The organism is Geomonas propionica, from assembly GCF_016458235.1.
Classification (GTDB): Bacteria; Desulfobacterota; Desulfuromonadia; order Geobacterales; family Geobacteraceae; genus Geomonas; species Geomonas propionica.
The window spans coordinates 197,175-220,293 of the sequence record NZ_JAEMHK010000002.1 but is presented as its reverse complement, the minus strand read 5'-3'; the positions used below and the strand labels follow the sequence as shown (position 1 = coordinate 220,293).

Sequence of the window (23,119 nt, the reverse complement as noted above, 5' to 3'; positions counted from 1 at the left end):
CTAAAGAGTCCAGCACCGACGTTCAGTCTTTTGGGAGGCAGCATGGGTAGGCTTGATGTCAGAGTCCGAACACATCTTGACTCCACTGTTTGCTATATCGCAAGGGAGGACAGGCCGGAGGAGCAGGTGACCATCAGCGAACTGAGCCTCAGCGGCGCCCTGGTCAACGGTCTTTCCACCCAGCTAGGCGAACTCTTCGCCATCAGGCCGACCATCCCCGGCAGGGGAAAGGTGGAACTGCTGGCCAGGCTGGTTCGACAGGCTGAAAACGGTGCGGCGATCCGGCTGTTCTACTCCGACCAGGACACCATGCAGGCCCTGTGGGAGCACATCAAGGGGAACCTGCTCCAGACCGACACCTGCCCCTACTGCGACCACCCCGATGACTCGAGGGACGGGTCCTGTGACAAGTGCAACCTCTATCTCAACTTTTCCAACAAGAACTACCTCGAACGGCATATCGAGAACACCTTCGCCCAGCGTCTCAACATCCGCCTGAGCCGGCTCAACCTGGAACACATCCAGAAGATCATCCACTTCGTAGACTCAAAACTCTTGAAGATACAGCACCGCTCCCCGGACAAGGAGTTCGTCGGCACCTCGCCATGCATGCTTTCTGTTTTCTCCATGATCCGCAAGGTCGCTCCCACCGAGATGAGCGTGCTCCTTCTGGGGGAGAGCGGGACCGGCAAGGAGGTGACCGCCCGCTCGCTGCACAACCTGAGCACACGCCGCGAGGGGCCCTTCGTGGCGGTCAACTGCGCCGCGATCCCCGAGACGCTGCTGGAGGCGGAGCTCTTCGGCTACGAAAAGGGGGCCTTCACCGGGGCCTACGCCTCCAGAAAGGGGAAATTCGAGTCCGCCGACGGAGGCACCTTGTTCCTCGACGAGATCGGGGACCTCCCTGCCCCCCTGCAGGCGAAACTTTTGCGCTTTCTCGAGGACCGGCTGGTTCAGCCGGTGGGGTCGGCGCTCTCCAGGAAGATCGACGTGCGGATCGTGGCCGCCACCAACTGCGACCTGCAGGGGGCGATGGCGCAGGGGCGCTTCCGCACCGACCTCTTTTACCGGCTCAACTCCTTCACCATCAAGCTTCCCCCCCTGCGCGAGCGTGGCGAGGACAGGGTCCGCCTGGCCCGGTACTTTCTGGAAAAGTTCTCCCACAGCGAAAACAAGTTCCTCGATTTCAGCGACGAGGCGCTGGAGGCCATCGGCGCTCACTCCTGGCCTGGCAACGTCAGGGAATTGGAGAACAAGGTGAGGCGTGGTTTCCTGATGGCGCAGGGGAGGGTCATAGACCCGGAGTGCATGGAGCTGGAATTGGGGCGGCCGGTTGCCCCTGCGGAGGCCGGCTCTGCGTCGAGGGGGTCACAGAAGGAGTACGTCGTCAGGGTGCTGGAACAAAACGACTATGTAATCGCGAAGGCAGCCCGGCAGCTGAACATCAGCCGGCCGAGCATGTACGCCCTCATCAAGAAGCACGGCATCAGCAGGGACAACGTGAAATAGCCTCTGCTTCGCCCTCTCCTCACCTTACACATTCCTTTACAGTCAACTTTACACTTCCTTTACACTTTGGCCGCGCGAAGCGGTCACTCCACATAAAATCCACTCCGTACCTCCCTCTCTAAGAAATAGTAATCACACATAAAAATCGTTAATACTGTCATAGGCCGGTATGCGGCATAGATTATGCTCATGATTGACTGGCATTGAACAAAATGGGATGCCGTGCAATACGATTATAGTTTTTTAATATATGGCATAAGGTTAAAAAATAAAAATGTTTATTGTGGTTAGTTGTGGTATTGACTATATTTAATAATCGATTATAAACGTACTGTGGTTTTTTGCTCGTAGTACAGCCAGTCGATTGTGGTGCCTATGTCCATATCCAGGAAAGCATTGACCCGTCTGTTTTTGCCTCTGTTCAATGGTAGAGGACAGGGGCTTGTTGAGTACGCGTTGTTGCTGGTTTTGATAACCATGGTGATCTTCGCTATGCTCGTCGCATTCGGTCAGCATCTCAAGAACAACTATGAGGTAATCAATTCCAGTGTGCAAAAGGCTGGCAAGTGAGCCAAACCTATTTTTCTGCAGCACGCGCCGTATAGTGGCGCATATCATACAAAAAGGAGCCATGACATGACTGACTTGATCAAAATGCTGTACATCCGTTTGCTCACCGGGGTATCCACTCTCAAAAATCAAAAAGGCCAAGGTTTGGTCGAGTATGCCCTTATCCTCGTGTTGATTGCCGTGGTGGTCATTGCCATTATGACCTCTCTGGGTGAGAAGACGAACAATGTATTCTGTGCGGTTGATAGCGCAATGACCAAATAGGACTTACGCTTCTGTATTGTGCTAGTCCTCAGCTGAGAATAAAGGCCTGTGAGAGTAAGCTAATCTTTCATGGGCTTTTATTCTTTTTTTATGTTAGTTTTCTTGACAATGTCCAAATTTTGTATAAATGATTACCAATGCTATGACAGTGAGAGAGATGTCTATTGGGGAAACATAATGAATAATCAAAGAGGGCAGGCGATAGTTGAAACTGCGATAATACTCCCACTTCTGATTTTGTTGATTATGGGGCTCTTTGAATTTGGAAGATATCTCTATCTTAAAAACACCCTTAACAATGCCGCAAGGGCAGCTGTAAGAACCGCTGTTGTCACGCCTAAGTATGACGCAACGACCCATAAAGACGGAATGGCGGCATCTGACATCACCCACACGCTGGCCTGCACCGATGCCGAGTTTATAGCCTCACCAGGAAACGGGGCGGTGTACAAAGCAATCTGCAACTCCATCTTCAATGGCATCCCTAAAAATGAAGTGATGGTTAAGGTCACCTATACTGAACTGGCCGCTCCTGCAGTGCTAAGCGCCGGGGATGGTGTCACCATTCAGCTTACCTGGGACAAATACCAGCCGATCCTTCCAAACCTGATCTCAATCACCAACATCATCACCGGGGAAGCCGCAATGCGTTATGAATAGTTTGCTTATCTTCAGGAGGTGCTATGACACGCCCCAAGGCAGTTATCGTTGTAGCGATTCTTGCGCTTCTATTCGCAGGAATTGCAGCCTGGCTCACGTTGAATTATTTGCAAAAGGAGACCAACAAGAGCAAGGCAGTACAACCGCAGAGCATCGTCGTTGCGGCTACTGACATTTCTATCGGCAGCGCCATCAGCGAACCTCAACTGAAAGTCACTTCCTGGCCAAAGGACAGTATTCCCGCTGGAAGTTCGGCAGATCCTAAACTGCTCGTAGGTCGTGTCGCTGTACGCCCTATCTCGAACGGTGACGCGGTAACCGAACAGAAGCTCAAACCAAAGGCAGGTGTGCCCGGCTCAGGATTTATGACGTACATTATCCCTCTCGGCCATCGCGCTGTGACGGTCGCCGTGAACGAGGTTGCAGGGGTGGCTGGTTTCATCACCCCCAACGACCGTGTCGATGTCGTCCTCACCACCCCGATTCCGAACGTCCAAAACGAGAAAATCAGCAAGATCATCCTGCAGAACATACCCGTCTTAGCCACAGGTCAAATTACCGAGCAAAAAGAAGGCAAGCCGGTTGTCGTTCCCACTGTCACTCTTGACCTCACCCCGGATGACTCGGAGAAGCTCGTCCTTGGCGCCAGCAGAGGCTCTTTGCAACTGTTGCTTAGGAACATTGCCGATACCGGGCCGACCGATGCGAGGGGCGCGACTATCGCCAAGGTGCTTGCCGGTTCTGCTCCGCCGCCAGCAACGGTAGCGACACCCGCATCGGCACCGGCACCCAAGGCGGTCAAGGCCGCTACGAAGCGTCCGCCCGCCAAAAAAACGCGCGTTGCGACGCCCGCTCAGGTGCAAGCGCCGCGCACCGGACACACGGTGACGCTGATAGACGGCGGCGTGCGCACCACCAAGGAATTCGTTCTTCAATAGTTCGGCTGACCCATAGCTCACGAATGAGGTGCTTTGATGATAATCGTCCTTAAAAAACAACTGCAGTTGCTGGTCTGGGCGTTGTTGGTGATCTGTGCGTACGCGACAGTGGCGAACGCCGGCGTGACTCTAGAGGTGGGGCTTTATAAGAGTATCCTGGTGGACTTCAAGAGCCAGAACAAGAAGATAGTGCTGGTGACATTGGCCAACACCAAAAAGGAGGCCAAAGAAAAGGACGTCGATGAGACTGTCGCCGTGCCGAGGCCTGGCACCGCCGACGCATCCAACGTGGTACCGGCCAGTGCGGTGAGAAAGAGAACCTCGGAGACAGACACTGGAAACACCAACAAGTTTGTGGTGCCCGAGGTGCTCTCCGAGTACGTGCTGAAACTCGACGGCATCAACATCGGCAGCACCAGCATGATCATCTGGACCAAAGGGGAGGGGGAGGAGCGCCCCGTGCCCACCTTCTTCGACCTCAGGGTCGTCGGCGACCGCGAGACCATCCTAAGCCAGATCAAGGATATGGCGCCCAAGGACACCATTGACGTCCAGTACGCCAACGACACGGTGTTGCTTTCGGGCAACGTTGCCAACGACCAGACCAGGACCAAGGCCCAGGAGCTCGCCAAGGCCTATTCAACCAAGGTCATCAACAACATAACGGTCAACGAGCCGCAGCAGGTGCTTCTGCAGGTGAAGGTCGCCCAGGTGGACAAGACCTCCCTCAAGAAGCTGGGCATAAGCTTCCTGGTCAAAGGCAATACCGCCGAGGGGTTCTCCAACTTAGTGGCCGGACCCGACGGCAAGGCCACCGGAGTCGGGACGGGCATCGGCAACTTCGCCTCCCTCGATACCTTCCAGGCCGGCGTATCCTACTTTCCCGCTGGAATCTCCGCCGTGCTGCAGGCGCTGAGTTCGAAGGGCCTGGCCAAGGTCCTCGCCGAACCCAACCTTTTGGTGAAGAGCTCCCAGGAAGGAAACTTCCTCGCCGGCAGCAAGGTCCCGATCGCCATCATCGAGAGCGCCAACGGGCAGGCCACCACCAGCATCAAGTACGAGCCCATCGGCATCAAACTGAAGTTCAAGCCCGAGGTGCTGGAAAACGGCATGATCTCGCTTAAGATCAACCCGGCCGAGGTGAGCAGCATCCAGGGGTTTTTGCCAGTCAACGGTTATCCCATCATCGACACCAGGACCGTCGACACCAGCGTGGAGTTGAGGGATGGCGAGAGCCTGATCCTGGCGGGACTGCTGCAGGAGGAGGAGGTCAAGAACATGTCCAAGATTCCCCTGTTGGGAGACATCCCAATCCTGGGGGCTTTGTTCCGTTCCAGCAGCAAAGACATTAAAGAGAAGGAGCTTGTTTTCTTCATCACTCCCAAGCTTGTGAAGCCAACGGCGCAGGGAGTAAAGACCGAACTGCCGACTGATAAGAAGCTTACGCCGGAGCAGGAGAGGGAACTGTCATGGATGCCTTTAGGAGAATGAGGAAACGCGACCAGAAAGGGTTTGCGCTGGTATACATAGCTCTTATGATTGTAGTCCTTGTCGGATTCGTAAGCCTGGCTGTGGATATCGGCTATATCTATGTGGCCAAGGGACAATTGCAAAACGCCGCAGATGCAGCTGCGCTCGCAGGTGCATCAATGAATCTTGCAGATTCTTCAACGGTTAAGGCTAAGGCAAAACAGTTTGCGGCCATAAATAAAGCGGCTGGTGATCCTGTTGCAATCACTGATAGTGACATTACCATCGGCCATTGGAACGCCACCACTTCCAGTTTTACGACGTCCTCTCCCATCAATGCAGTTAAGGTGGTAGCACGCAGAACCGAGGTCGGAGCTAGTGCGGCTGAACAGGGAAAGGTTCATACTTTTTTCGGTAAGATTTTTTCGCTGCTGCCTAGTGGTGGTGAAGGGTGGGCTGAAATGTCTGCGGCAGCTTCAGCTATTGCCGCCCGTCCGCCTAGACCGACCATCCCTATCGCACTCTGTCAGACAGCTTGTTCTAAAACCATTCCTCCCGAACTTAAATTCTATTTCAAGGAAAATGATCCGGGTAAAACTCCGCCTCCTCCTGAACTTACGTTGGGGTGGACGGACTTTTCTTTCAGCTCTCAGGCTACTGACCTTGGGCCAAAAAGCGACATTGCAAAGTATATTCACGGGGAATTACATCCACCTGACGTCTGCAATCAAGCGATTTATACCAACAATGGTATAGGAGAAGCGGTCCAAGAGTTGATGCAGGAGTTCAATGCCAAGAAAAATTCTGACGGTTACTGGGAGGTGATTGTCCCCATAGTTTCCGATGGGACCGATAAAGATGGCAAAACTGTCGCAGCGTGCCCACCCGGCGACCAGCCAATACCTTATCCGCTCTCAAGCTTTGCAATTGCTTGGATCTCCGATGTTGTTAAAGGGGCCTCACCTGGTGTCACGTTCAGTAAACTTGAATGTCTGCCTTGCAATGATCCTCGGCTGGTTGGTGGTACACCTACCTTGGTCAAATAAGATAGCCCATAAGGACTTTTCACTCTATGCCTCCACGTATCAGTTTAGCCATCATCGATAGCGAAGTGTCCGCCCGCGAATCCATCGAGGCGACGCTGAAACCGTTTGCCGAGACGATCAGCATAGTCGGCTCGGTGGACAGTTTCAGCGCCGGACTGAGGGTCATCGAGAAGAACTCGCCCAACGTCGTGATCCTCGAGGTTACTGACATTCAGCGCGGTATGCAGGAGGTTCAGCACATTACCTCCAAGTTCCCCCGGACCTCTGTCATCGTCAGTTCCTCGGAAAAGAGTTCCGACTGGATCCTCTCCCTTATGCGCGCCGGCGCGGTGGAATACATGCTGCGCCCCCTGACCCAGGACGAGTTGAAAATTGCCTTGCAGAAGGTGGGGCGCTTCATTTTTTCCAAAACCGATGACGCACCCCGCGCCAGGATCATCTCCGTCTACTACCCTACTGGTGGGATGGGTACCACCACAGTTGCGGTAAACCTGGCTGCAAGTCTCGCCTCTGAAGGCGTCAAGGTGGCCCTAGTGGACCTCAACCTCTACTCGGGGGACATCAGCACCTTCCTCGACGTCAATCCGACCTACACCCTTAGCAGCGTCACCAGCAACATTGAGCGCCTCGACGCCAACTTCCTCATGACGGTCATGACCAGGCACGCATCCGGCCCGTTTGTGCTGACCGAGCCCAACGAGGTCGACGATGCCATCTCCATTACCCCAGAACAGGTGCACCGCATCCTTTCCTTCCTGCGGGGGGTGTTCACCTACGTGGTGGTTGACTGTGGCGGTCCTCTGGTTGGCTGCAACATGGCCATCTTCGAGTCTTCTGACCTGATCCTGTTCACCACAGCCCTAAGTCTTCCAGCCCTCAAGAACAGCAAGCGCTACCTCACCGCTATGGAGAGGAGGGGGCTGCGCAAGGACCGGCTGAAACTGGTCGTGAACCGCTACCTGCCCAAGGCCGACATCCAGGTCAAGGACGCCGAGAAGGTGCTGGGACACACGGTTTTCCAGACCATACCCAATGACTACCTCGACGTGGTCAATTCCATCAATAAGGGGATGCCGGTCGTGAAGTATTCCCCGGGATCCGCGGTCAGCAAGGCGATTCTGAAACTGGCCGAACTGGTGGCAAAACCCTAATCCCTGCGAGACGCCCGCCGGTCAACACCTGGCCACTGGAGCGGACAACCCGGCTGTAATAGCCGCTTCGCTCGCCGTTAAAGAGGTCTGATCTATGCCGAACAACCCATTTCAGATGCCTGGGATCATCAATGATCAGGAGTTTTTCCAGGACCTTAAAAGCCGTATCCATCGGCGGCTGATCGAGCGCCTCGACCTGGCCAAGCTCGATCTTCTGGGCGCCAACGAACTTAACCGTGAGATCGGTTTCGTCATCGAGAATCTGATCATCGAGGAAGGGGTGCCCTTAAATCAGTTCGAGCGTGACCGCCTCGTCGTGGAGATCCAGCACGAGACCTTCGGCCTGGGACCTTTGGAGCCCCTGCTGGCTGACCCGCACATCTCGGACATCCTGGTGAACAAATGCTCCCAGGTTTACGTGGAGCGATTCGGCAAGTTGGTCAAGAGCGACGTCTGCTTCAAGGACAACGCGCACCTTTTGCAGATTATTGAAAGGATCGTCTCCAAGGTGGGGAGGCGCATCGACGAGTCCTCCCCCTACGTCGACGCGAGGCTTCCCGACGGCTCCCGTGTCAACGCCATCATCCCGCCGCTTGCCCTGGACGGGCCGGTGCTCTCCATCCGGCGCTTCGGGCAGGACCCGCTCAAAATGGCCGACCTGATCAACCTGGGCACCCTTGATCCCCGCATGGAAAAACTCCTGGAAGGGGCGGTGCGGACCAGGCTCAATATCCTCGTCTCCGGCGGTACCGGCACCGGAAAGACTACGATGCTGAACGTGCTCTCCGAGTACATACCGCATGACGAGCGCGTGGTCACCATCGAGGATTCGGCCGAGTTGCACCTAAAGCAGGAACACGTGGTCCGCCTGGAGACCCGTCCCCCGAACATCGAAGGTAGGGGGGAAGTGACCCAGCGCGACCTAGTGCGCAACGCCCTCAGGATGCGCCCCGACCGGATCATCTTGGGCGAGATCCGCGGCGGCGAGGCGCTGGACATGCTCCAGGCCATGAACACTGGTCACGACGGTTCCATCTCCACCGTTCACGCCAACACTACCCGTGACGCGCTGGCGCGTATCGAAACCATGGTGCTTATGGCTGGCATGGACTTGCCTGAGCGCGCCATACGAGAGCAGGTGGCTTCGGCTCTGAATGTCGTTGTTCAACTGGTCAGATTCTCGGACGGTACGAGGAAGGTGGTCAAACTCTCGGAAATAACCGGCATGGAAGGTAACACAGTCGTCATGCACGATGTATTCGTGTTCGATCAAAAAGGCATCGACAAGGAAGGAAGGGTCGTCGGCAACTACCGGGCAACCGGGGTGAGGCCGATGTTTGCCGAGCGCTTCAGGGTCTACGGATTCGAGCTTCCCCAAGGGATCTTTGAGAACTAGGAGGTAGGGAACTTGTTATCCATAGTTGTCATAACCTTCGTAGCCGTGTTTTTTCTGCTCTTTGCGCTTTACCTCGGCGTGTCCGCAGTCAGGACTTCTCCCAAGTACGAATTGAAAAGGCGCCTGCAGCGCCTGGCGAAAGATTCCAGTGCCCAGGGGATGCCGGAAGACCTGCGTGCGGAGATTATTAGGGAGATCCCTCCGCTGGACAAGCTCCTCGGGTCGCTCCCGCTCACGCGTGATCTGGACAAGAAGCTTGATCATGCAGGTCTGGAAATTACCGCCTCCCGGTTTCTCATCCTCGCCGCATTGGCCACTGGATCAGTTTTCGTTCTAACCCTGGTCCTGGTGAAGTCTTTTTGGATTGCGCTATTGGGATGCATCATCGTCTCTCTGCTCCCTTTCGCCTTTCTTCATTTCAAAATACAGCAACGCCTGGAGAAGTTCACTGAGGTGTTTCCCGACGCCCTGACAATGATCTCGCGGTCGCTGCGTGCCGGCCATTCCTTTACCAGCGGAATTCAGCTGGTTGGCGAGGAAATCCAGGATCCCGTTGGCGAACTGTTCAGGACCGCCTATGAACAGCAGCTTCTCGGACTGAGGATCACCGAGTCCTTAAGCAACCTAAACGAGAGGATAGACAGTCTCGATCTCAGGTTCTTCACGACCGCTATCGCCATCAACAACGACGTAGGTGGCAATCTTTCCGATATTCTTGAAAATCTCGCTACGACCATCCGTGAGAGGCTGAAGATCAGGCGGCAGGTTCGCGTCTATACCGCGCAGGGACGGATGACCGGGTACGTTCTGGGAGCGCTGCCTATCTTCACCTTTGTGATTTTTAACATCTTGAACCCAAAGTACGAGTCCCTCCTTTACAAGGAGACCAAGGGGCTGTACGTGTTGGGACTTGCCGTGGTTTTGCAACTGGTTGGTTTCTTCGTGATTAGGAAGATAATCAAGATAAGGATTTAGGAGGGGGACGGTGGTCTACGCAATAACTGCAATCGTGTTTATGGCCATAGCCCTCTTGACTGCTGCCGTCGCATACCCCTATCTGTCGCGGCGCAGTGTGGTGCAAAGCCGACTGGAGAAGTTCGAAGTGCAGGAGGTGAGTAAGGTCGAATTGGTACAGGAAGCACCAAAATGGTACGACCAATTGGGACAATTGGGGCGGTCCCTGAAATTATCCACCAAGGAGCAGGGAAAGTACACCCAGATGCTGGTTGCGGCCGGGTACAAGCGGGAGAGTGTTTACGTTTTCTTTGGGTGCAAGATCCTGCTCACCATACTTCTTCCAGGTGTCTTCGTACTCTTTTACGTCATGGCCAGGGGACTGGAGCTGAACCGACTGATGCTTCTCACGACAATAATCTTGGCCATCGTCGGGTATCTGGCACCCAGTTATTGGTTGGTGCACCAGTGCAACGAGCGGAAGCTGAAGATCTTCCACACCCTTCCTGACATTCTCGACCTGCTCACCGTTTGCGTGGATGCCGGGCTCAGTATGGACGCCGCACTGATAAAGACCACCGAAGTACCTCAGTTCGCCAATGACCCTCTTGCTAAGGAGATTAAGGTGGCGACCATGGAGACCAGGGCTGGTAAGCCTCGCATTGAAGCGCTCAAGGACATGGCTGCGCGCACCATGGTCGACGATGTGAAATCCTTCGTGACGATGCTGGCTCAGACCGAACGCTTCGGCACCAGCTTGAGCCAGGCCCTCACAGTTCATTCCGAATCACTGCGCACCAAGAGGAAGCAGATTGCAGAAGAAGCTGCGGCCAAGACCACCATTAAGATGATTTTCCCGCTGGTCATGTTCGTTTTCCCTGCGCTTCTAGTTGTCATTCTCGGACCGGCATATATTCAAATTAGCAAAACTCTTTTTAAATAACCCGCACGACCAAAAAAGGAGACAAGGCCATGCACTTTGATTTCAACAGCGCTATCTTAATGATTATCGCAGTCGAACTGGCTCTCATTTATTCGAGGCTCTGCAAAAAGTAAAGCCCATTACCCTCTGGGGAACTGATGCTGTTGCTTGTCAACATGAGGAGGAGGCATGCATTATTTTCACAAGGTGGTACTGATACTTCTGCCTGTTGTAGTGCTGGCGCTGGGCGGTTGCGGCGGTAGTTCCAGCGGCAGTACCGATCCATTCACCCCCGGCACGGGCAATCCCACCATCCCAAGCGGTACCGGGACAGTCGTTTCCTATAACATGACCCTGAGCGTGACGCCCACCTCCGGCACCGGAACCACTGTCGGTGCAAACAGCATCGTCATCGCCACCGCCACCCTGACCGATTCCACGGGCAACCCGATAGACAGTCAGCCGGTCAAGTTCGAGTCGGTGGTCGGACCAGTTACCATCGACCCGGCCATAATATCGACGGTCTCCGATGGCAAGGCAATCAACTTCCTAAGGGCTGGGGCCCCCGACGCCGGGAGTTCGGCCGTTGATGTCATCCTGAAGGCATCCACAAGCGTTAAGGGGCAGTTGGTGACCGCCGTCGCTATTTTCAAGATCCTGCGCAGTGAGACGAACGTCATCAAATTCATAACCTCAAAAGGACCAACCGATCCTGATGGTACCCTTAACACCCTCAAGGTAAGTCTCGATGCCGTCGCGCTCCCTTCTCCACCGAGGACCATCCTGCAGTTGGTCCCGTTTGAGATCCTGGACAACAACGGCGTGCCCAGGACGCGCGTGCCGGTGACGGTCAGTATCTACAGCCGGATCGGGAATTGCCCTGTCTTCATCGATTCACCTGAAACGACCGACCAAACCGTCACCACTGATGACACGGGACGGGGTATCTTCAATGCCGGCGTCACGCTGGACGTCCCGCAGATGGGGAGTGAAAACTCCTGCTCGGTGATCTACAAGGCGGAAGCGCCTGACATAAACAACTCGGCGGCTACAATATTTTCCTACGGCGGCTTTATGGCCACACTGGAGAATCTACAACCCAACTGACGCTGACTTTGCAACATCTTCGTTATTTTCAAGGAGGTCTGATGCGCGTCATCTCGTTCACACTGGTTCTGCTGCTCCTGCTTTTCTCCAACGCCCTGGCCGAAGGCATCCAGGGGCGGATCGGCCTCAACGGCAAGGTCGGCTTCTTGATGCCCATCCAGGATGACTTCATCACCGGTGTCGATGAAACCAACACCGGGCTCGCCGCCGGTGGTGGCGTCATCTATGGTCTCAGCCAACACCTTGCCGCCGAGTTCGATATCATGCACGCCCCGAACCTCAATGTTCAAGCGGCCGGCGCGAAGGTGGGTGAGGCGTCGCTGACCGACATTTCCCTGGGGCTGCAATACCGCTTCACTCCGGACAGCCACCTGGTTCCCTACCTTGGCGCCGGCGTCGATCTAATCAAGGGGAAATTCACCAACGGGGCCGACCGCAAGTACGGCCTGGAGTGGACCACCGGCGGGCATGTCAGCGTCGGTGTCGATTATTTTGCCACCCCGGGCATCGCGCTGACCGCCGAGTTGAAAGGGGTCTTCGCCCCGACCGGCAACATCAAGTCCACGCCGCAGGAGTACAACCCCAACAGTTTAGTCGGGACGGTCGGTATCCGCCTGCTCCTGCCGGAACACATCTTCGACTAGATGAAGGCGATCGACGTCACATCGGGAAGGGAGTTGGCCCGGGCCGTGTCGGTTGCGGATACCTTTGTGACCAGGCTCAAGGGGCTGCTGGGCAAAAATGAGCTGCCGCAGGGGCAGGGGCTGTGGATCAAGCCGTGCAGCAGCGTCCATACCTTCGGCATGAAATTCTCCATCGACGTGGCCTTTCTGGACGGGGAGCAGCGGGTAGTGGCGGTTGCCACCACGCTCAGCCCCAACCGGCTTTCTGGTTTCCACCTGAAGGCGTCCAGCGTGCTCGAGCTTCCGGCCGGCACGCTGGACGCTTCCGTAACTGTCGTCGGCAACAGGATCGAAATTACCTGATCATTGATGTGCTTGCGCCACCATGGCGGTGAATATTGATCTCTACGAATGGTTCCAGTGCCTCTCGCGGCGGCAACCGCCGTCACCTTTTGTTGTTTCTGCTCTCCCTGGTCGGCATCTGCGCTGCAGCGGCTTACACCGGCGCCGTTCCCACCCGGAAGTTCGGACACGACATGTTTTTCTTGCTCGACAACGGATGGCGGGTGGTCACGGGGCAGCGCCCCCACCTTGACTACACCAGCCCCTGGGGCCCGCTTTCCTTCCTGGTGGTGGCAGCCGGACTGGCGATCTCGCGCTTCTCCGTCGACGCCATCGGGTACGGCAACGCGATGTTCGCCTTCGCCGTGGGCATATGGGGCTACCGTCTTTGCCGCGACACGGTGCCGGCTTGGCCGCGGGTGCTGCTTTGCCTCTACCTGGCGCTGCTGGTGGTCTCCCCGTACTCCCTGGGGTGGGGGGCTTTCAACTCGAGCCACGCCATGTTCTACAACCGCTACGGCTACGCGCTGCTCGGCGTGCTGATGATCGAGGCTTTCCCGCGGGGCGGCGACGTGCCGGAAGGTGACCGGCTGCTTGGAGGAGTTTCCATCGGCGCTGTCGCCGCTTTGTGTCTTTTCTTGAAGGCAAACTACTTCGCCGCCGCGATTCTTCTCAGCGGCGCCTCTTTGTTGTGGAGGCCTTGCGGCAAGCGGCGCCTGGCCGTGATCGCCGCTGGATTCTGCCTGGTGAGCCTCGCCTTTCTGGCGTACCTCCAGTTCGATGCCGGCGCGATTTTGCGGGACCTCGACATCGCTGCCGGAGCACGGTCCAAGAGCTTCAGTTACGCCGAGGTGTACCGGAAGTTCACCCTCAACGCGCTCTCCCTTCTGTTTGTGCTCCTGTTAACGCTTATGAGTGCCCGTGCGAAGGGCGAGGGGAGGGGAACTTTCAGTCTGGCTGGCGCCCTGCTGGGCTGCTTCGTTTTCGCGGTCGACATGCTGCTTTTATGCAGCAACCAGCAGTACTCGGAACTGCCGCTTACCACGATCTACTCATTGTGGGTGGTCATCGACCTCGGCGCCTGGAGCCGGAATAACCCTGGGAAGGCAAGGCCGACCTCTGTCGGCGTCAAAGGTACCGTCCTCATCGGAACGGCTTTCTTCCTTGTTTCCTTCTGCAGCCAAGCAACCGGACTTGCCTATGGCGTCATGCAGAAGGCGCACCCCTCAGGGCTAGCATCGGTGACACGATTCACCGAGCCGCGCCTGAAGGGGATGCTGCTTTACGACGACGAGGCCGAGCCGGACAGCAATGGCCGACCGTACGTCGAGTCGGTCAACGATGGCATCCTTTTGCTGCGGCAGAGTTCCGCTCCGTCGGACAAGGTCCTGACCATGGACATGATGAATCCTTTTCCCTTCGCCTTGGCGCGGCCCGCTCCCAAGGGAGGCATGGCCGCCGTCGCTTATAATTACACCTTCAGCGACAGGCACCGCCCCTCCGAGGCGAGGTTTTTGGGCGATACCGACATCGTCATGGTGCCGAAACGGCCCGCCGCGCCGGGACGGATGCACGATGGGTTGATGAGGATCTACACGCCTGCGCTGCAAGCCGGTTTCCGACTAGCGGCCGAGACCAACAAGTGGTACCTCTACAGGCGCAAATGACAGAGATCAGCTCCTACACCACAGTCTCCCCAGCGGTCTCCAGGTTCCCAGCCTTCCTCTATGGCCTTCTTATCGCAGGCGTCGGGCTCTGCGTCTACCTGACCGGTGTGCTGCTCGGCTTCTTCAGACTGCTGCTGCAGGCGGACGGCCAGTGGCTCTGGATGGCGGACAGGGTCGTCTGGTACAGCGGCGTGCCGGTCGTCGCCGGGCTGGTCCTCATCCTGTGCGACCTCTTCGTTTTGCTCCCCTACAAGCGCGGCAACCGGTCCGTGCGCTGGGCCCCCTCCAGGGAGCGGAGCCTTACGGTGGTGCTGACGGCGTTCAACGACGAGCTGAGCATAGGACGCGCCGTGGAGGACTTCGCAGCGCACCCCCTGGTGCGGCGCGTCGTTGTGGTGGACAACAACAGCGCCGACCGCACCACCGAGGTCGCCCGCGCCGCCGGCGCGTTGGTCATACGCGAACCGGTACCGGGGTACGGCAGTTGCGTCTATCGCGCCCTGCGCGAGGGACTCCGTTTCACCGATACCGATCTTACCCTCCTGTGCGAAGGGGACATGACCTTCAGGGCCTACGACATCGACAAGTTCCTGGCCTACCTGCCGCACGCGGACCTGGTCAACGGAACGCGCATCAGCGAGCAGTTGCGCGAACAGCGCACCCAGTTGAGCACCTTCATGTACTACGGCAATTTCTTCGCGGGAAAGCTGCTCGAGGTGAAACACCTGGGGCGGGGCACCTTCACCGATGTCGGTACCACCTATAAACTGTGCCGGAACCGGCCGCTGGAGCGCCTTTTGCCCCACCTGAATCCAGGCATTAACCTCGAATTCAACGCCCACCTGCTGGACACCGCACTGGCGCAGGGGCTGGCCGTGGTGGAGTGCCCGATCACTTTCCACAACCGGGTCGGTTTCAGCAAGGGGGGGAATTCCAGCAACTGGAAGGCCCTAAAAGTCGGCAGCCGGATGATACTGGGTATCGTCCTTGGATGGAGAAAACGGCGGTGACCATGAAAAACTACCACGAGGTACGCCTCCCCTACGATGAGCGCAGGGACCTGCTCTGGAAAACGTTGTGCGATGCGTACTTCCAACCCCTGATCCACGAGGGAGCCTGCGTGCTGGAACTGGGGGCAGGATACTGTCATTTCATCAACCACATCCGTTGCGCACGTCGCATCGCCCTCGACCTCTGGGAAGGGATGCCGGCGCACGCCGCTCCCGGCGTGGAGCCCATAATCGCCAGCACCACCAACCTGGGGGCTGTGCCGGATCACTGCGTCGACTTCGCCTTCGCCAGCAACCTCTTCGAGCACCTGACCCAGGACGAATTGTCACAAACGCTGGCGCAACTACGCGCCAAGCTCGCTCCCGGTGGTAGCCTCAATATCCTGCAGCCCAACTACCGGTTCGCCTACCGAGAATACTTCGACGATTTAAACCACAGGACCGTGTACTCCGACCGTAGCCTGAGCGACTTCCTCTCCTGTCACGGCTTGAAGGTCATCTACTGCGCGCCGCGGTTTCTCCCCCTGACCATCAAGTCTGCGTTGCCCGTATCGCCGCTGCTGATTCGTCTCTACCTCAGGCTTCCTTTCAAGCCGTTGGGGAAACAGATGCTGATCCGGGCTGTGGTCGCGTAGTGTTACTGGTCCGATCCTTGTATTCATTACTGTTAAAGGTGGTATTAATTGGGCAAACCTGACGACAAAAAAACATTCCTGATTCCCTCCGTCGGCGATTTTCTCTTCATAGCCATTTTTCTCCTGATCGCGCTCTATTTGGGGCAGAAGCTGCTCACCGACGGCGATACCGGCTATCACATCCGAGCTGGTGAATACATGCTGCGCACCCACAGCATCCCGCACCAAGACATGTTTTCCTTCCTCTCCCCACCGCTCCCTTGGACTGCCCATGAATGGCTCTCCGAGATCATTATGGCGCTGGTTCACCAAACATCCGGGCTCACCGGAGTCGTCATCTTCTTCGCATTTTTCCTGGCGCTCTCCTGTTTCCTGCTCTTTAAGATGATTTATACAGTTGACAGCGACATCCTGGTTTCGCTCTTTGTTGTTCTTTTGGTCGCCGGGGCCGCGCAGATTCACTGGCTGGCCCGTCCGCACGTCTTTTCGCTGGTCATCATGGTTGCCTGGTACTATATCCTGGACCAATACCAATACCACGGGAAGAATCATCTCTACCTCCTGCCGTTGATCATGGTCCCATGGTCGAACCTCCACGGCGGGTTTATGGGCGGCTTCATCCTGCTCGGTGCTTATTGTCTCGGTAACTCGCTGGAAGCCGTCTTTAAGCGCGGGGAGGGGCGGTGGAAGAGCCTATACAGGCTGCGTGGTTTAGGCCTCGCCACACTCGCATGCATCGCGGCAAGCACTGTCAATCCTTATGGTTTTCATCTCCTGATGTTTCCTTTTCAACTAACCTCGTCCAAGGATCTTATGGACGGCGTCACCGAGTTCCTGTCGCCTAATTTCCACGAGTACTACATTAAATACTTCGAACTGCTCATCTTCGTGCTCCTGACCACGGTGGGGCTGTCGAAGTATAAACTGAACCCGGTGGAGACGATTCTGATCCTACTCTTTACCCACATGTCACTTTTCTCGGCCCGATACATTCCTCTCTTCGGTATTATCGTCGCCCCCATCATCTCCAAGCGGTTGACCCTGGTACTCCACGACTCCGACTCCGGTTTCGCCCGGTTCCTCAAGCAGAGGTCGCAGAACATCGCTGATATCGACTCCTGTACCAGGGGGTACCTGTGGCCTCTGGTGGCGGTCGTGGCGGTGGTGATCATGGCCGACTCAGGCCGGATCCTGTTTCAGTTCGACCCCAAAATTAAGCCGATGGCCGCCATTGATTTTCTGAAAAAAGAGAGGATATCAGGCAACATGTTCAACAACGACGAATTCGGTGATTGCCTGATCTACGAAGCTGCACCGACATACAAGGTTTTCATCGACGGCAGGCTTGATATGTACGGCGCCGATAGAGTGAAGGAATACTCTAAGGTGACCACCTTTAAACCAGGATGGGAAAATGTACTGGAAAAATACCGGATATCGTGGATCATTTTCCCGGCGGACACGCCGCTCGCGCGATACTTGCTGATCGACGCGAACTGGAAGCTGATCTACGCGGACAAGGTCACCAACATATTCGTGAGGAATACGGCCCAATACCAGTACCTCGTGAAGAAGTATCCGGACGTGCGGCCGGTGGTACAGGATGACAAGAAAGACAAGAGCTGAGCGGAACTGCAGGCGTCACCATTACGGGCCCGAACACCGCTGCCAGTAAGGCGCGGCCATCAGGTGGAGTAGACGGATCCTATGGACGATTACGTGTGGTTGAACAGAAAAGTGGACCGGCTCGGAATCATCTGGGCCAGCTTGGGCTCGGTGGTGGTCCATGCCCTGCTGCTTTTCGTGCTCTCCTCGACCGCGCTCTACTACCCGCAAACCGGCGTCGCAGCGAAGTTCGACATCCTATGGGTCACCCCTTCGTCCGTCCCCATGGCCGTCAGCGCCACCCCGGACCAGGTCAGCGCAGCACCGCCGGCTGCACCCGCCGCTGCACTCTCCACCGGTGCCCCAACTGCAACTCCTCCCGCACCCGCTGTTTCCCAGCCGGAAAACATCCCCGAGGAACCTGTCGCCCAAGCGGCCGACCACGAGCCTGCCATGCAGATGGTCGCCACCAAAGTGGCTGCCGCCCAGCCGAGAAAACCGGTGCCTCCTCCGAGGAAGACCCCGGTATTGGCGCCAAAGTCCAAGGCCGACCAGGAAGAGGATGAGGAGGTCGAGGTGGAGGAGCCGGAGACTCCCCCTCAACCCGACCCGGCCGAGGAGGCCAGGGGCCGCGAGGAGGCCGAGCGCAAGCGTCTCGCTGTAGCTCAGGCTGAAATGGAGCGCCAGGCTGAGGCAGAGGCACAGCGACAACGCAAGGCGGCGGAAAGAAAAGAGGCCGAGCGTAAGGCGACCGAGAGAAAAGAGGCCGAACGCAAGGCCGCCGAAGCCGCCAAGGTGAAAGCGGAGCAGGAGAAGGTTGCCCGCGAGCAGGCAGTGCTGGAGCGTAAGGCCGCCGAGGCGGCGCGGCAGGAAAAACTAGCCCTCGAGCGGGAACGGGCCGCAGCCGAGAAAGCGGAGCAGGGGCGGCGGGCCGCCGAGGCGAAACGGGCCGCAAAGGAATTACAGGAGAAAAAGCAGGCGGAACTCCAGCAACGCGCGGCCGAACGGGCGCGGCAGGAACGGCAGGTCCGGGAACGGGAGCGAGCCGCCGCCGAGAAGGCGGAACAGGAACGCCGCGTGGCCGTCGCCAAGGCCCAAGCGGAAGAGCAGGAACAGCGGGAAGCCGAAAGGGAACGGGTAGCGGCGGAGCGCGCTCGAGTCGAAGAGCTCGCCCGCGAGCGGGATCAACTTGCGGCGGAAAAGGCCCGGCAGGAGCGCGAAGCTGCGGCCGAGCGAAAGCGGCTTGCCGAGCTGGCGTTACAGGAAAAACGTAAGGCCGAACAGGAGCGCAAGGCCGCCCAGCGTGCCGAGTCGCAAAGGAAGGCGCAGGAGCGGGCGCAACAGGAAGCGGAACAGGCCGAACAACGGCGTGAGGCCGCTGCGGAGAAAAAACGTCTTGCCGAGCAGGCGTTGCAGGAAAAGCGCAAGGCTGACCGAGAGCGTAAGACCGCAGACCGCGCCGAGGCCGAGCGGCAGGCGCGCGAGCGCGAGCAACTGGAAGCCGAGAAGGCTGAACAGCGGCGTCAGGCTGCGGCAGAGAAAAAGCGGCTGGCCGAGCAGGCCATGCAGGAAAAGCGCAAGGCCGAGCGGGAGCGCAAGGCCGCACAGCGTGCCGAAGCGGAGCGGCAGGCGCGCGAGCGCGAGCAACTGGAAGCCAGGAGGGCGGATCAGCGGCGCTTGGCCGCTGCGGAGAAGCAGCGTCTGGCGGAGGAAAAGAAAAAGACCGAGCAGGAGCGTAAGGCTGCTCAGCGCGCCGAGGCGGAGCGGCAGGCGCGGGAGCGTCAACGTTTGGCAGCCGAGAAGGCGGAACAGCAACGCCAGGCGGCCGCGGAGAAAAAGAGGCTCGCCGAACAGGTATCGCAGGATAAGAAAAAGGCGGAGCAGGAGCGGTTGGCCGCCCTGAGGGCACAGCAGGAAAAGCTGGCGCAGGAGAAGGCGCAGGCTGTGGCCCAGAGGGCGGAACTGGCACGTCTGGCGGCAGCCGAGAAGAAGAGGCAGGATCAGGAACTGCTGGAGCGCAAGAGGGGCGAGGCGGAGCGCCTGGCGGCGCTGCGGGCCCAGGCGGAACAGATGGCGCGGGAGCGTCTGGCCGCCGAAAAGGCGGAGCAGGGCCGTCGCGCTGCCGCCATGGCCGCCGCCCAGTTGTCGGCACCGGTAAAGCCCGCCGAGCCGGTGAAAAAAGAAACGGTGGGGCCGAAGCCTTCCGAGAAGCCGCCGGAGGAGAAGGGCATCGTCATTCCCTCCATGCACGGCGACTTGAAACTCATTGTCGCCGGAACTGGCGACGTCAAGGTGAACGTAACCTTCAAGGAGTACCCGAAATCCAGAAGGGGAAGGGCGATGACCCGCAGCGAGGCCAGGCGCGAGCAGAAGATGTCGCCAGTCGTTGTCAAAACCCAGGAGAAGACCAAGGAAGCGGTAATCGAGAAGACGGGGGAGGGGATCTACACCTTCACCGCCGAAAATGAAGGTAAAGAGCCGGCGGCGATGAAGTTCACGCTTAAGATCTTCGAGTTGAACAAGGGGGGCAAGACCAAGCAGCTCGGGGCCAAGACCGTAGCCGGCAAGGCTGTGGTGGCCCGGGTGCTCATGCCGGACGGCATCCTTTGGGAGGAAGACGAGGCCTTTACCGGCAGCATGCAGGACAGCGAAGGCATCACGAAGTTCAACGCCGAAACGGGCTTTGTCTGGAAAGAGTACTCGCAGTAAATGAGTCGTTTCTCCATTGCCAGGGCAGGTGGATTTGCCCAAGGGTTCCCCCCTTTGCGAAGGGGGGACGGGGGGGATTTGCTTCTTGTTCAAAACCGCCGCCCCTAAACGCCCCCCTTCCTCTTAACAATGAAGAAGGCAGAAAATTCCGCCACCTTAGTCTCGCCGTTGAAGATCTCCGCCTCACCCACGATCTTGCGTTCATCCTTGGGTATGGCGCGCGCCACCGCGCGCACCGTCCCCTCGCGCACCGCGGCGAAGAACTTCAGGTGCAGATCCACGGTGACGAAGTCGGATCCCTCAGGGAGAATGCTCTTGATCGCCATCGCCACCGCGGTGTCCGCGAGAGAGGTGATCGCTCCCCCGTGCATCAGGCCCACCCCCTGCGCCAGTTTCAGTTTAAAGGGCATGCTGAGTACCGCGCGCCCCGCCTCGGCCTCCTCGATCACCATCCCCAGGTACTCCTCGAAGGGAGCGCAGGCGATCCAGCCGGGGAGCTGGAAGGGGGAGGTGAAACCGGTCATTTGCTCGTCGTAGTTGTACATGTGGTGTCCTCGTTAATAGCCTAAGCCCTGTATCCCTTGTTGTTATGGAGAGCGGCGGGGTGAGGGAATCCAAAGTGAAGGAGTGGAGCATGACCCCAAAAAGAATCAGCGTGAACTGCAAACGGAACTCTTTTACCGCGGCGGCCATCTGTCTCGCTTTTAGCGGGACGGCGCTAGCCGACACCCTCGTCATCAGGTACGCCTCCGGCGAGGTGCAGAACGTCGCGCTGTCCGGACCAGCCAAGGATATCCGGGACATCGCGGTAGGGGAGACCTCCGTTCCGCTTTCCGAAAAAGTGAAGCAGTTGCTGCTGGGGAAACAGCCAATTGCTGATCGAGTACCCCAGGAGGAGCCACAGTCCGGCACAGGAAAATCCAAACCGAAGCTGCAGTGGGCTCCTCCTCTGGCGGAATAGCGGTGCCATATTGGCAAGAAGTGCGAACGATTTCAAGAACTAATGCCACTGTTCCAGACATCACGCGTCACCTTCTTCACCTCCGCATGAAGGCATGCACCTGCGCCCGCAGCTTGACATCTGCATTGGTGCTTTATATTCTTTAGCCTGTTAGCGCAGTCTAATTTTTCGCGTGTAACCAACGCACCTGGGCAAAGGAGGCAACAATGGGCAAGCTGCAGCGCAGGATAAAGCGGGACTTTCGACGAGGTGGCCCGAAAGATTTCCTTTCATTCAACCTGAACGTGAGGCACTCCCTAACGAACAACCTGAACTACCCTGATTCCGCCTGGGGGGCGAGCCTTGCCCTGCGGCAACAGCATGCTGAAAAGGTGACGGCACTGGAAACCGCCTACCGCCTGGCCAGCAATGGCGACAGGATTCTGATCAGGGAACGGGACAAACTTATGGAGGAACTTATCTTGATCCTCGACGAGATGGCCTCCTTCCTGGAAGCATTGTCGACACGCAATCCCGATGCCCTGTACACCACTGGATTCAGCATCGCCCAGGAACGCAGAAATCACCGCAGGACCAGGTTGCCCTTGACCTCGCCACTGGATTTCATGGTGACCAACACTGGGGAACCGAGAAAAGCGGTGGCCAGCGCGAGTTCGGCGCCGGGTGCCTACAACCACGAGATTCACATCAACACGAAAGACCCAGCTGTAGAAACGGACTGGTTCCACAAGTCGATGTTCCCGGATGCCAAGAACATGGTCCTGGAGAACCTGAACACTGGCAACACCTTCTTCCGGATGAGGCACCATGGTCCTGACGGCCCCGGTCCTTGGTCCTCGATCACCAGCGTCCTGATTACCTGATCCCGCCTTTCCCGGGAGGGTGCCGCATGGCACCCTCCCGTTCCTTCCCACCTGCTGTACCGCTCATCTTAATTTCATCATTTGCGCTGCAAAAAAAGAACGGGAAGCTACATGCCTCCCGCACCTTATTCCTTGTACCCGCATCCAATAATTATCCGTCCGCCCGGGACCGGAAAATGCGTTGCGACGTTCACCACGGATGCACCCGCGACCGCTAACGATGCACCCGCGACCGCTAACGATGCACCCGCGACCGCTAACGATGCACCCGCGACTACTAACGATGCACCCGCGACCCCTAACTATGCACCCGCGACTACTAACTATGCACCCGCGACTACTAACGATGTACCCGCGACCCCTAACTATGCACCCGCGACTACTAACGATGTACCCGCGACTGCTAACTAAGGACCCGCGACTGCTAACTAAGCACCCGCGACTGCTAACGATGCACCCGCGACTGCTAACGATGCACCCGCGACCGCTAACTAAGGACCCGCGACTGCTAACTAAGGACCCGCGACCGCTAACTAAGGACCCGCGACTGCTAACGATGTACCCGCGACTCCTAACGATGCACCCGTTAACCCCCCCCCTTTTTCAAAGGTTTTGTAGTCAGCGGCTGGGGCCTGTAAAATCCTTTGTGTAAATGGCCATTACCGGTTAGATCCCATTTTCTGGAGGCTCCCGTTTGCAATTTTCGTACTGCCTGGA

General features: G+C 57.5%; 21 protein-coding genes. 20 read left to right on the top strand and 1 reads right to left on the bottom strand.

Annotated features, from left to right (window positions below):
• The first annotated feature begins 126 nt into the window (after positions 1–126).
• The 18 genes from JFN90_RS22190 to JFN90_RS03490 all read left to right on the top strand — a co-directional run bounded on the left by JFN90_RS22190 (position 127) and on the right by JFN90_RS03490 (position 20,578).
• Complete coding sequence (locus tag JFN90_RS22190) at positions 127–1,509, top strand: sigma-54 interaction domain-containing protein (RefSeq protein WP_199393730.1); 1,383 nt, start codon at positions 127–129, stop codon at positions 1,507–1,509.
• 636 nt (positions 1,510–2,145) lie between these two features.
• The gene (locus JFN90_RS03570) at positions 2,146–2,343 is read left to right on the top strand and encodes a Flp family type IVb pilin (protein ID WP_236018840.1); all 198 of its coding nucleotides are present in this window, start codon (positions 2,146–2,148) and stop codon (positions 2,341–2,343) included.
• 177 nt (positions 2,344–2,520) lie between these two features.
• Complete coding sequence (locus JFN90_RS03565) at positions 2,521–3,003, top strand: TadE/TadG family type IV pilus assembly protein (protein ID WP_199393729.1); 483 nt, start codon at positions 2,521–2,523, stop codon at positions 3,001–3,003.
• 23 nt (positions 3,004–3,026) lie between these two features.
• Positions 3,027–3,941, top strand: coding sequence for a Flp pilus assembly protein CpaB (gene cpaB / locus JFN90_RS03560; RefSeq protein ID WP_199393728.1), 915 nt, complete (start codon positions 3,027–3,029; stop codon positions 3,939–3,941).
• Between the two features lie 36 nt (positions 3,942–3,977).
• Entirely contained in the window at positions 3,978–5,432 is a 1,455-nt protein-coding gene (locus JFN90_RS03555) for a type II and III secretion system protein family protein (RefSeq protein ID WP_199393727.1), read from the top strand.
• Complete coding sequence (locus JFN90_RS03550) at positions 5,411–6,457, top strand: Tad domain-containing protein (RefSeq protein ID WP_199393726.1); 1,047 nt, start codon at positions 5,411–5,413, stop codon at positions 6,455–6,457. Before JFN90_RS03555 ends, JFN90_RS03550 begins: the two co-directional genes overlap by 22 nt.
• 26 nt (positions 6,458–6,483) lie before the next feature.
• Positions 6,484–7,608 carry a response regulator gene (locus JFN90_RS03545; protein ID WP_199393725.1) on the top strand — a complete coding sequence of 375 codons (1,125 nt, stop codon included), beginning with the start codon at positions 6,484–6,486 and terminating at the stop codon, positions 7,606–7,608.
• Positions 7,609–7,702: 94 nt separating this feature from the next.
• On the top strand, positions 7,703–9,004 hold the full coding sequence (locus JFN90_RS03540) for a CpaF family protein (protein WP_199393724.1): 1,302 nt from the start codon (positions 7,703–7,705) through the stop codon (positions 9,002–9,004).
• A gap of 12 nt (positions 9,005–9,016) precedes the next feature.
• Positions 9,017–9,979 (top strand): type II secretion system F family protein, encoded by a 963-nt coding sequence (locus tag JFN90_RS03535; protein WP_199393723.1) that lies wholly within the window; start codon positions 9,017–9,019, stop codon positions 9,977–9,979.
• 10 nt (positions 9,980–9,989) lie between these two features.
• On the top strand, positions 9,990–10,901 hold the full coding sequence (locus tag JFN90_RS03530) for a type II secretion system F family protein (protein WP_199393722.1): 912 nt from the start codon (positions 9,990–9,992) through the stop codon (positions 10,899–10,901).
• A 168-nt stretch (positions 10,902–11,069) separates the two neighbouring features.
• Positions 11,070–11,987 (top strand): hypothetical protein, encoded by a 918-nt coding sequence (locus JFN90_RS03525; protein ID WP_199393721.1) that lies wholly within the window; start codon positions 11,070–11,072, stop codon positions 11,985–11,987.
• A gap of 41 nt (positions 11,988–12,028) precedes the next feature.
• Positions 12,029–12,631, top strand: a complete 603-nt coding sequence (locus tag JFN90_RS03520) for an outer membrane beta-barrel protein (RefSeq protein ID WP_199393720.1) — start codon at positions 12,029–12,031, stop codon at positions 12,629–12,631.
• Positions 12,632–12,973 (top strand): DUF192 domain-containing protein, encoded by a 342-nt coding sequence (locus JFN90_RS03515; protein WP_199393719.1) that lies wholly within the window; start codon positions 12,632–12,634, stop codon positions 12,971–12,973.
• A gap of 35 nt (positions 12,974–13,008) precedes the next feature.
• Complete coding sequence (locus JFN90_RS03510; protein WP_199393718.1) at positions 13,009–14,619, top strand: hypothetical protein; 1,611 nt, start codon at positions 13,009–13,011, stop codon at positions 14,617–14,619.
• Positions 14,616–15,629: a glycosyltransferase gene (locus JFN90_RS03505; protein WP_199393717.1), complete on the top strand. Its 1,014-nt coding sequence runs from the start codon at positions 14,616–14,618 to the stop codon at positions 15,627–15,629. Before JFN90_RS03510 ends, JFN90_RS03505 begins: the two co-directional genes overlap by 4 nt.
• A gap of 2 nt (positions 15,630–15,631) precedes the next feature.
• Positions 15,632–16,264: a class I SAM-dependent methyltransferase gene (locus JFN90_RS03500; protein WP_236018861.1), complete on the top strand. Its 633-nt coding sequence runs from the start codon at positions 15,632–15,634 to the stop codon at positions 16,262–16,264.
• A 48-nt stretch (positions 16,265–16,312) separates the two neighbouring features.
• Complete coding sequence (locus JFN90_RS03495) at positions 16,313–17,890, top strand: hypothetical protein (protein WP_199393715.1); 1,578 nt, start codon at positions 16,313–16,315, stop codon at positions 17,888–17,890.
• Positions 17,891–17,971: 81 nt separating this feature from the next.
• Positions 17,972–20,578, top strand: coding sequence for a hypothetical protein (locus tag JFN90_RS03490; RefSeq protein WP_199393714.1), 2,607 nt, complete (start codon positions 17,972–17,974; stop codon positions 20,576–20,578).
• 104 nt (positions 20,579–20,682) lie between these two features.
• Here the strand turns inward: JFN90_RS03490 and JFN90_RS03485 are convergent, their stop codons facing one another.
• Positions 20,683–21,123, bottom strand: a complete 441-nt coding sequence (locus JFN90_RS03485) for a PaaI family thioesterase (RefSeq protein ID WP_199393713.1) — start codon at positions 21,121–21,123, stop codon at positions 20,683–20,685.
• Positions 21,124–21,212: 89 nt separating this feature from the next.
• Here JFN90_RS03485 and JFN90_RS03480 point away from each other — a divergent pair, with 89 nt between their 5' ends.
• Both JFN90_RS03480 and JFN90_RS03475 read left to right on the top strand, forming a co-directional pair.
• The gene (locus JFN90_RS03480) at positions 21,213–21,539 is read left to right on the top strand and encodes a hypothetical protein (RefSeq protein ID WP_199393712.1); all 327 of its coding nucleotides are present in this window, start codon (positions 21,213–21,215) and stop codon (positions 21,537–21,539) included.
• Positions 21,540–21,745: 206 nt separating this feature from the next.
• Entirely contained in the window at positions 21,746–22,402 is a 657-nt protein-coding gene (locus JFN90_RS03475) for a hypothetical protein (RefSeq protein WP_236018839.1), read from the top strand.
• The last annotated feature ends 717 nt before the right edge of the window (positions 22,403–23,119 follow it).

Coding starts and splice junctions, on each gene's coding strand:
- JFN90_RS03570 (WP_236018840.1), top strand. CDS start 2,146: ATGACTGACTTGATCAAAATGCTGTACATCCGTTTGCTCACCGGGGTA.
- JFN90_RS03565 (WP_199393729.1), top strand. CDS start 2,521: ATGAATAATCAAAGAGGGCAGGCGATAGTTGAAACTGCGATAATACTC.
- cpaB (WP_199393728.1), top strand. CDS start 3,027: ATGACACGCCCCAAGGCAGTTATCGTTGTAGCGATTCTTGCGCTTCTA.
- JFN90_RS03555 (WP_199393727.1), top strand. CDS start 3,978: ATGATAATCGTCCTTAAAAAACAACTGCAGTTGCTGGTCTGGGCGTTG.
- JFN90_RS03550 (WP_199393726.1), top strand. CDS start 5,411: ATGGATGCCTTTAGGAGAATGAGGAAACGCGACCAGAAAGGGTTTGCG.
- JFN90_RS03545 (WP_199393725.1), top strand. CDS start 6,484: ATGCCTCCACGTATCAGTTTAGCCATCATCGATAGCGAAGTGTCCGCC.
- JFN90_RS03540 (WP_199393724.1), top strand. CDS start 7,703: ATGCCGAACAACCCATTTCAGATGCCTGGGATCATCAATGATCAGGAG.
- JFN90_RS03525 (WP_199393721.1), top strand. CDS start 11,070: ATGCATTATTTTCACAAGGTGGTACTGATACTTCTGCCTGTTGTAGTG.
- JFN90_RS03520 (WP_199393720.1), top strand. CDS start 12,029: ATGCGCGTCATCTCGTTCACACTGGTTCTGCTGCTCCTGCTTTTCTCC.
- JFN90_RS03515 (WP_199393719.1), top strand. CDS start 12,632: ATGAAGGCGATCGACGTCACATCGGGAAGGGAGTTGGCCCGGGCCGTG.
- JFN90_RS03505 (WP_199393717.1), top strand. CDS start 14,616: ATGACAGAGATCAGCTCCTACACCACAGTCTCCCCAGCGGTCTCCAGG.
- JFN90_RS03500 (WP_236018861.1), top strand. CDS start 15,632: ATGAAAAACTACCACGAGGTACGCCTCCCCTACGATGAGCGCAGGGAC.
- JFN90_RS03490 (WP_199393714.1), top strand. CDS start 17,972: ATGGACGATTACGTGTGGTTGAACAGAAAAGTGGACCGGCTCGGAATC.
- JFN90_RS03485 (WP_199393713.1), bottom strand. CDS start 21,123: ATGTACAACTACGACGAGCAAATGACCGGTTTCACCTCCCCCTTCCAG.
- JFN90_RS03480 (WP_199393712.1), top strand. CDS start 21,213: ATGACCCCAAAAAGAATCAGCGTGAACTGCAAACGGAACTCTTTTACC.
- JFN90_RS03475 (WP_236018839.1), top strand. CDS start 21,746: ATGGGCAAGCTGCAGCGCAGGATAAAGCGGGACTTTCGACGAGGTGGC.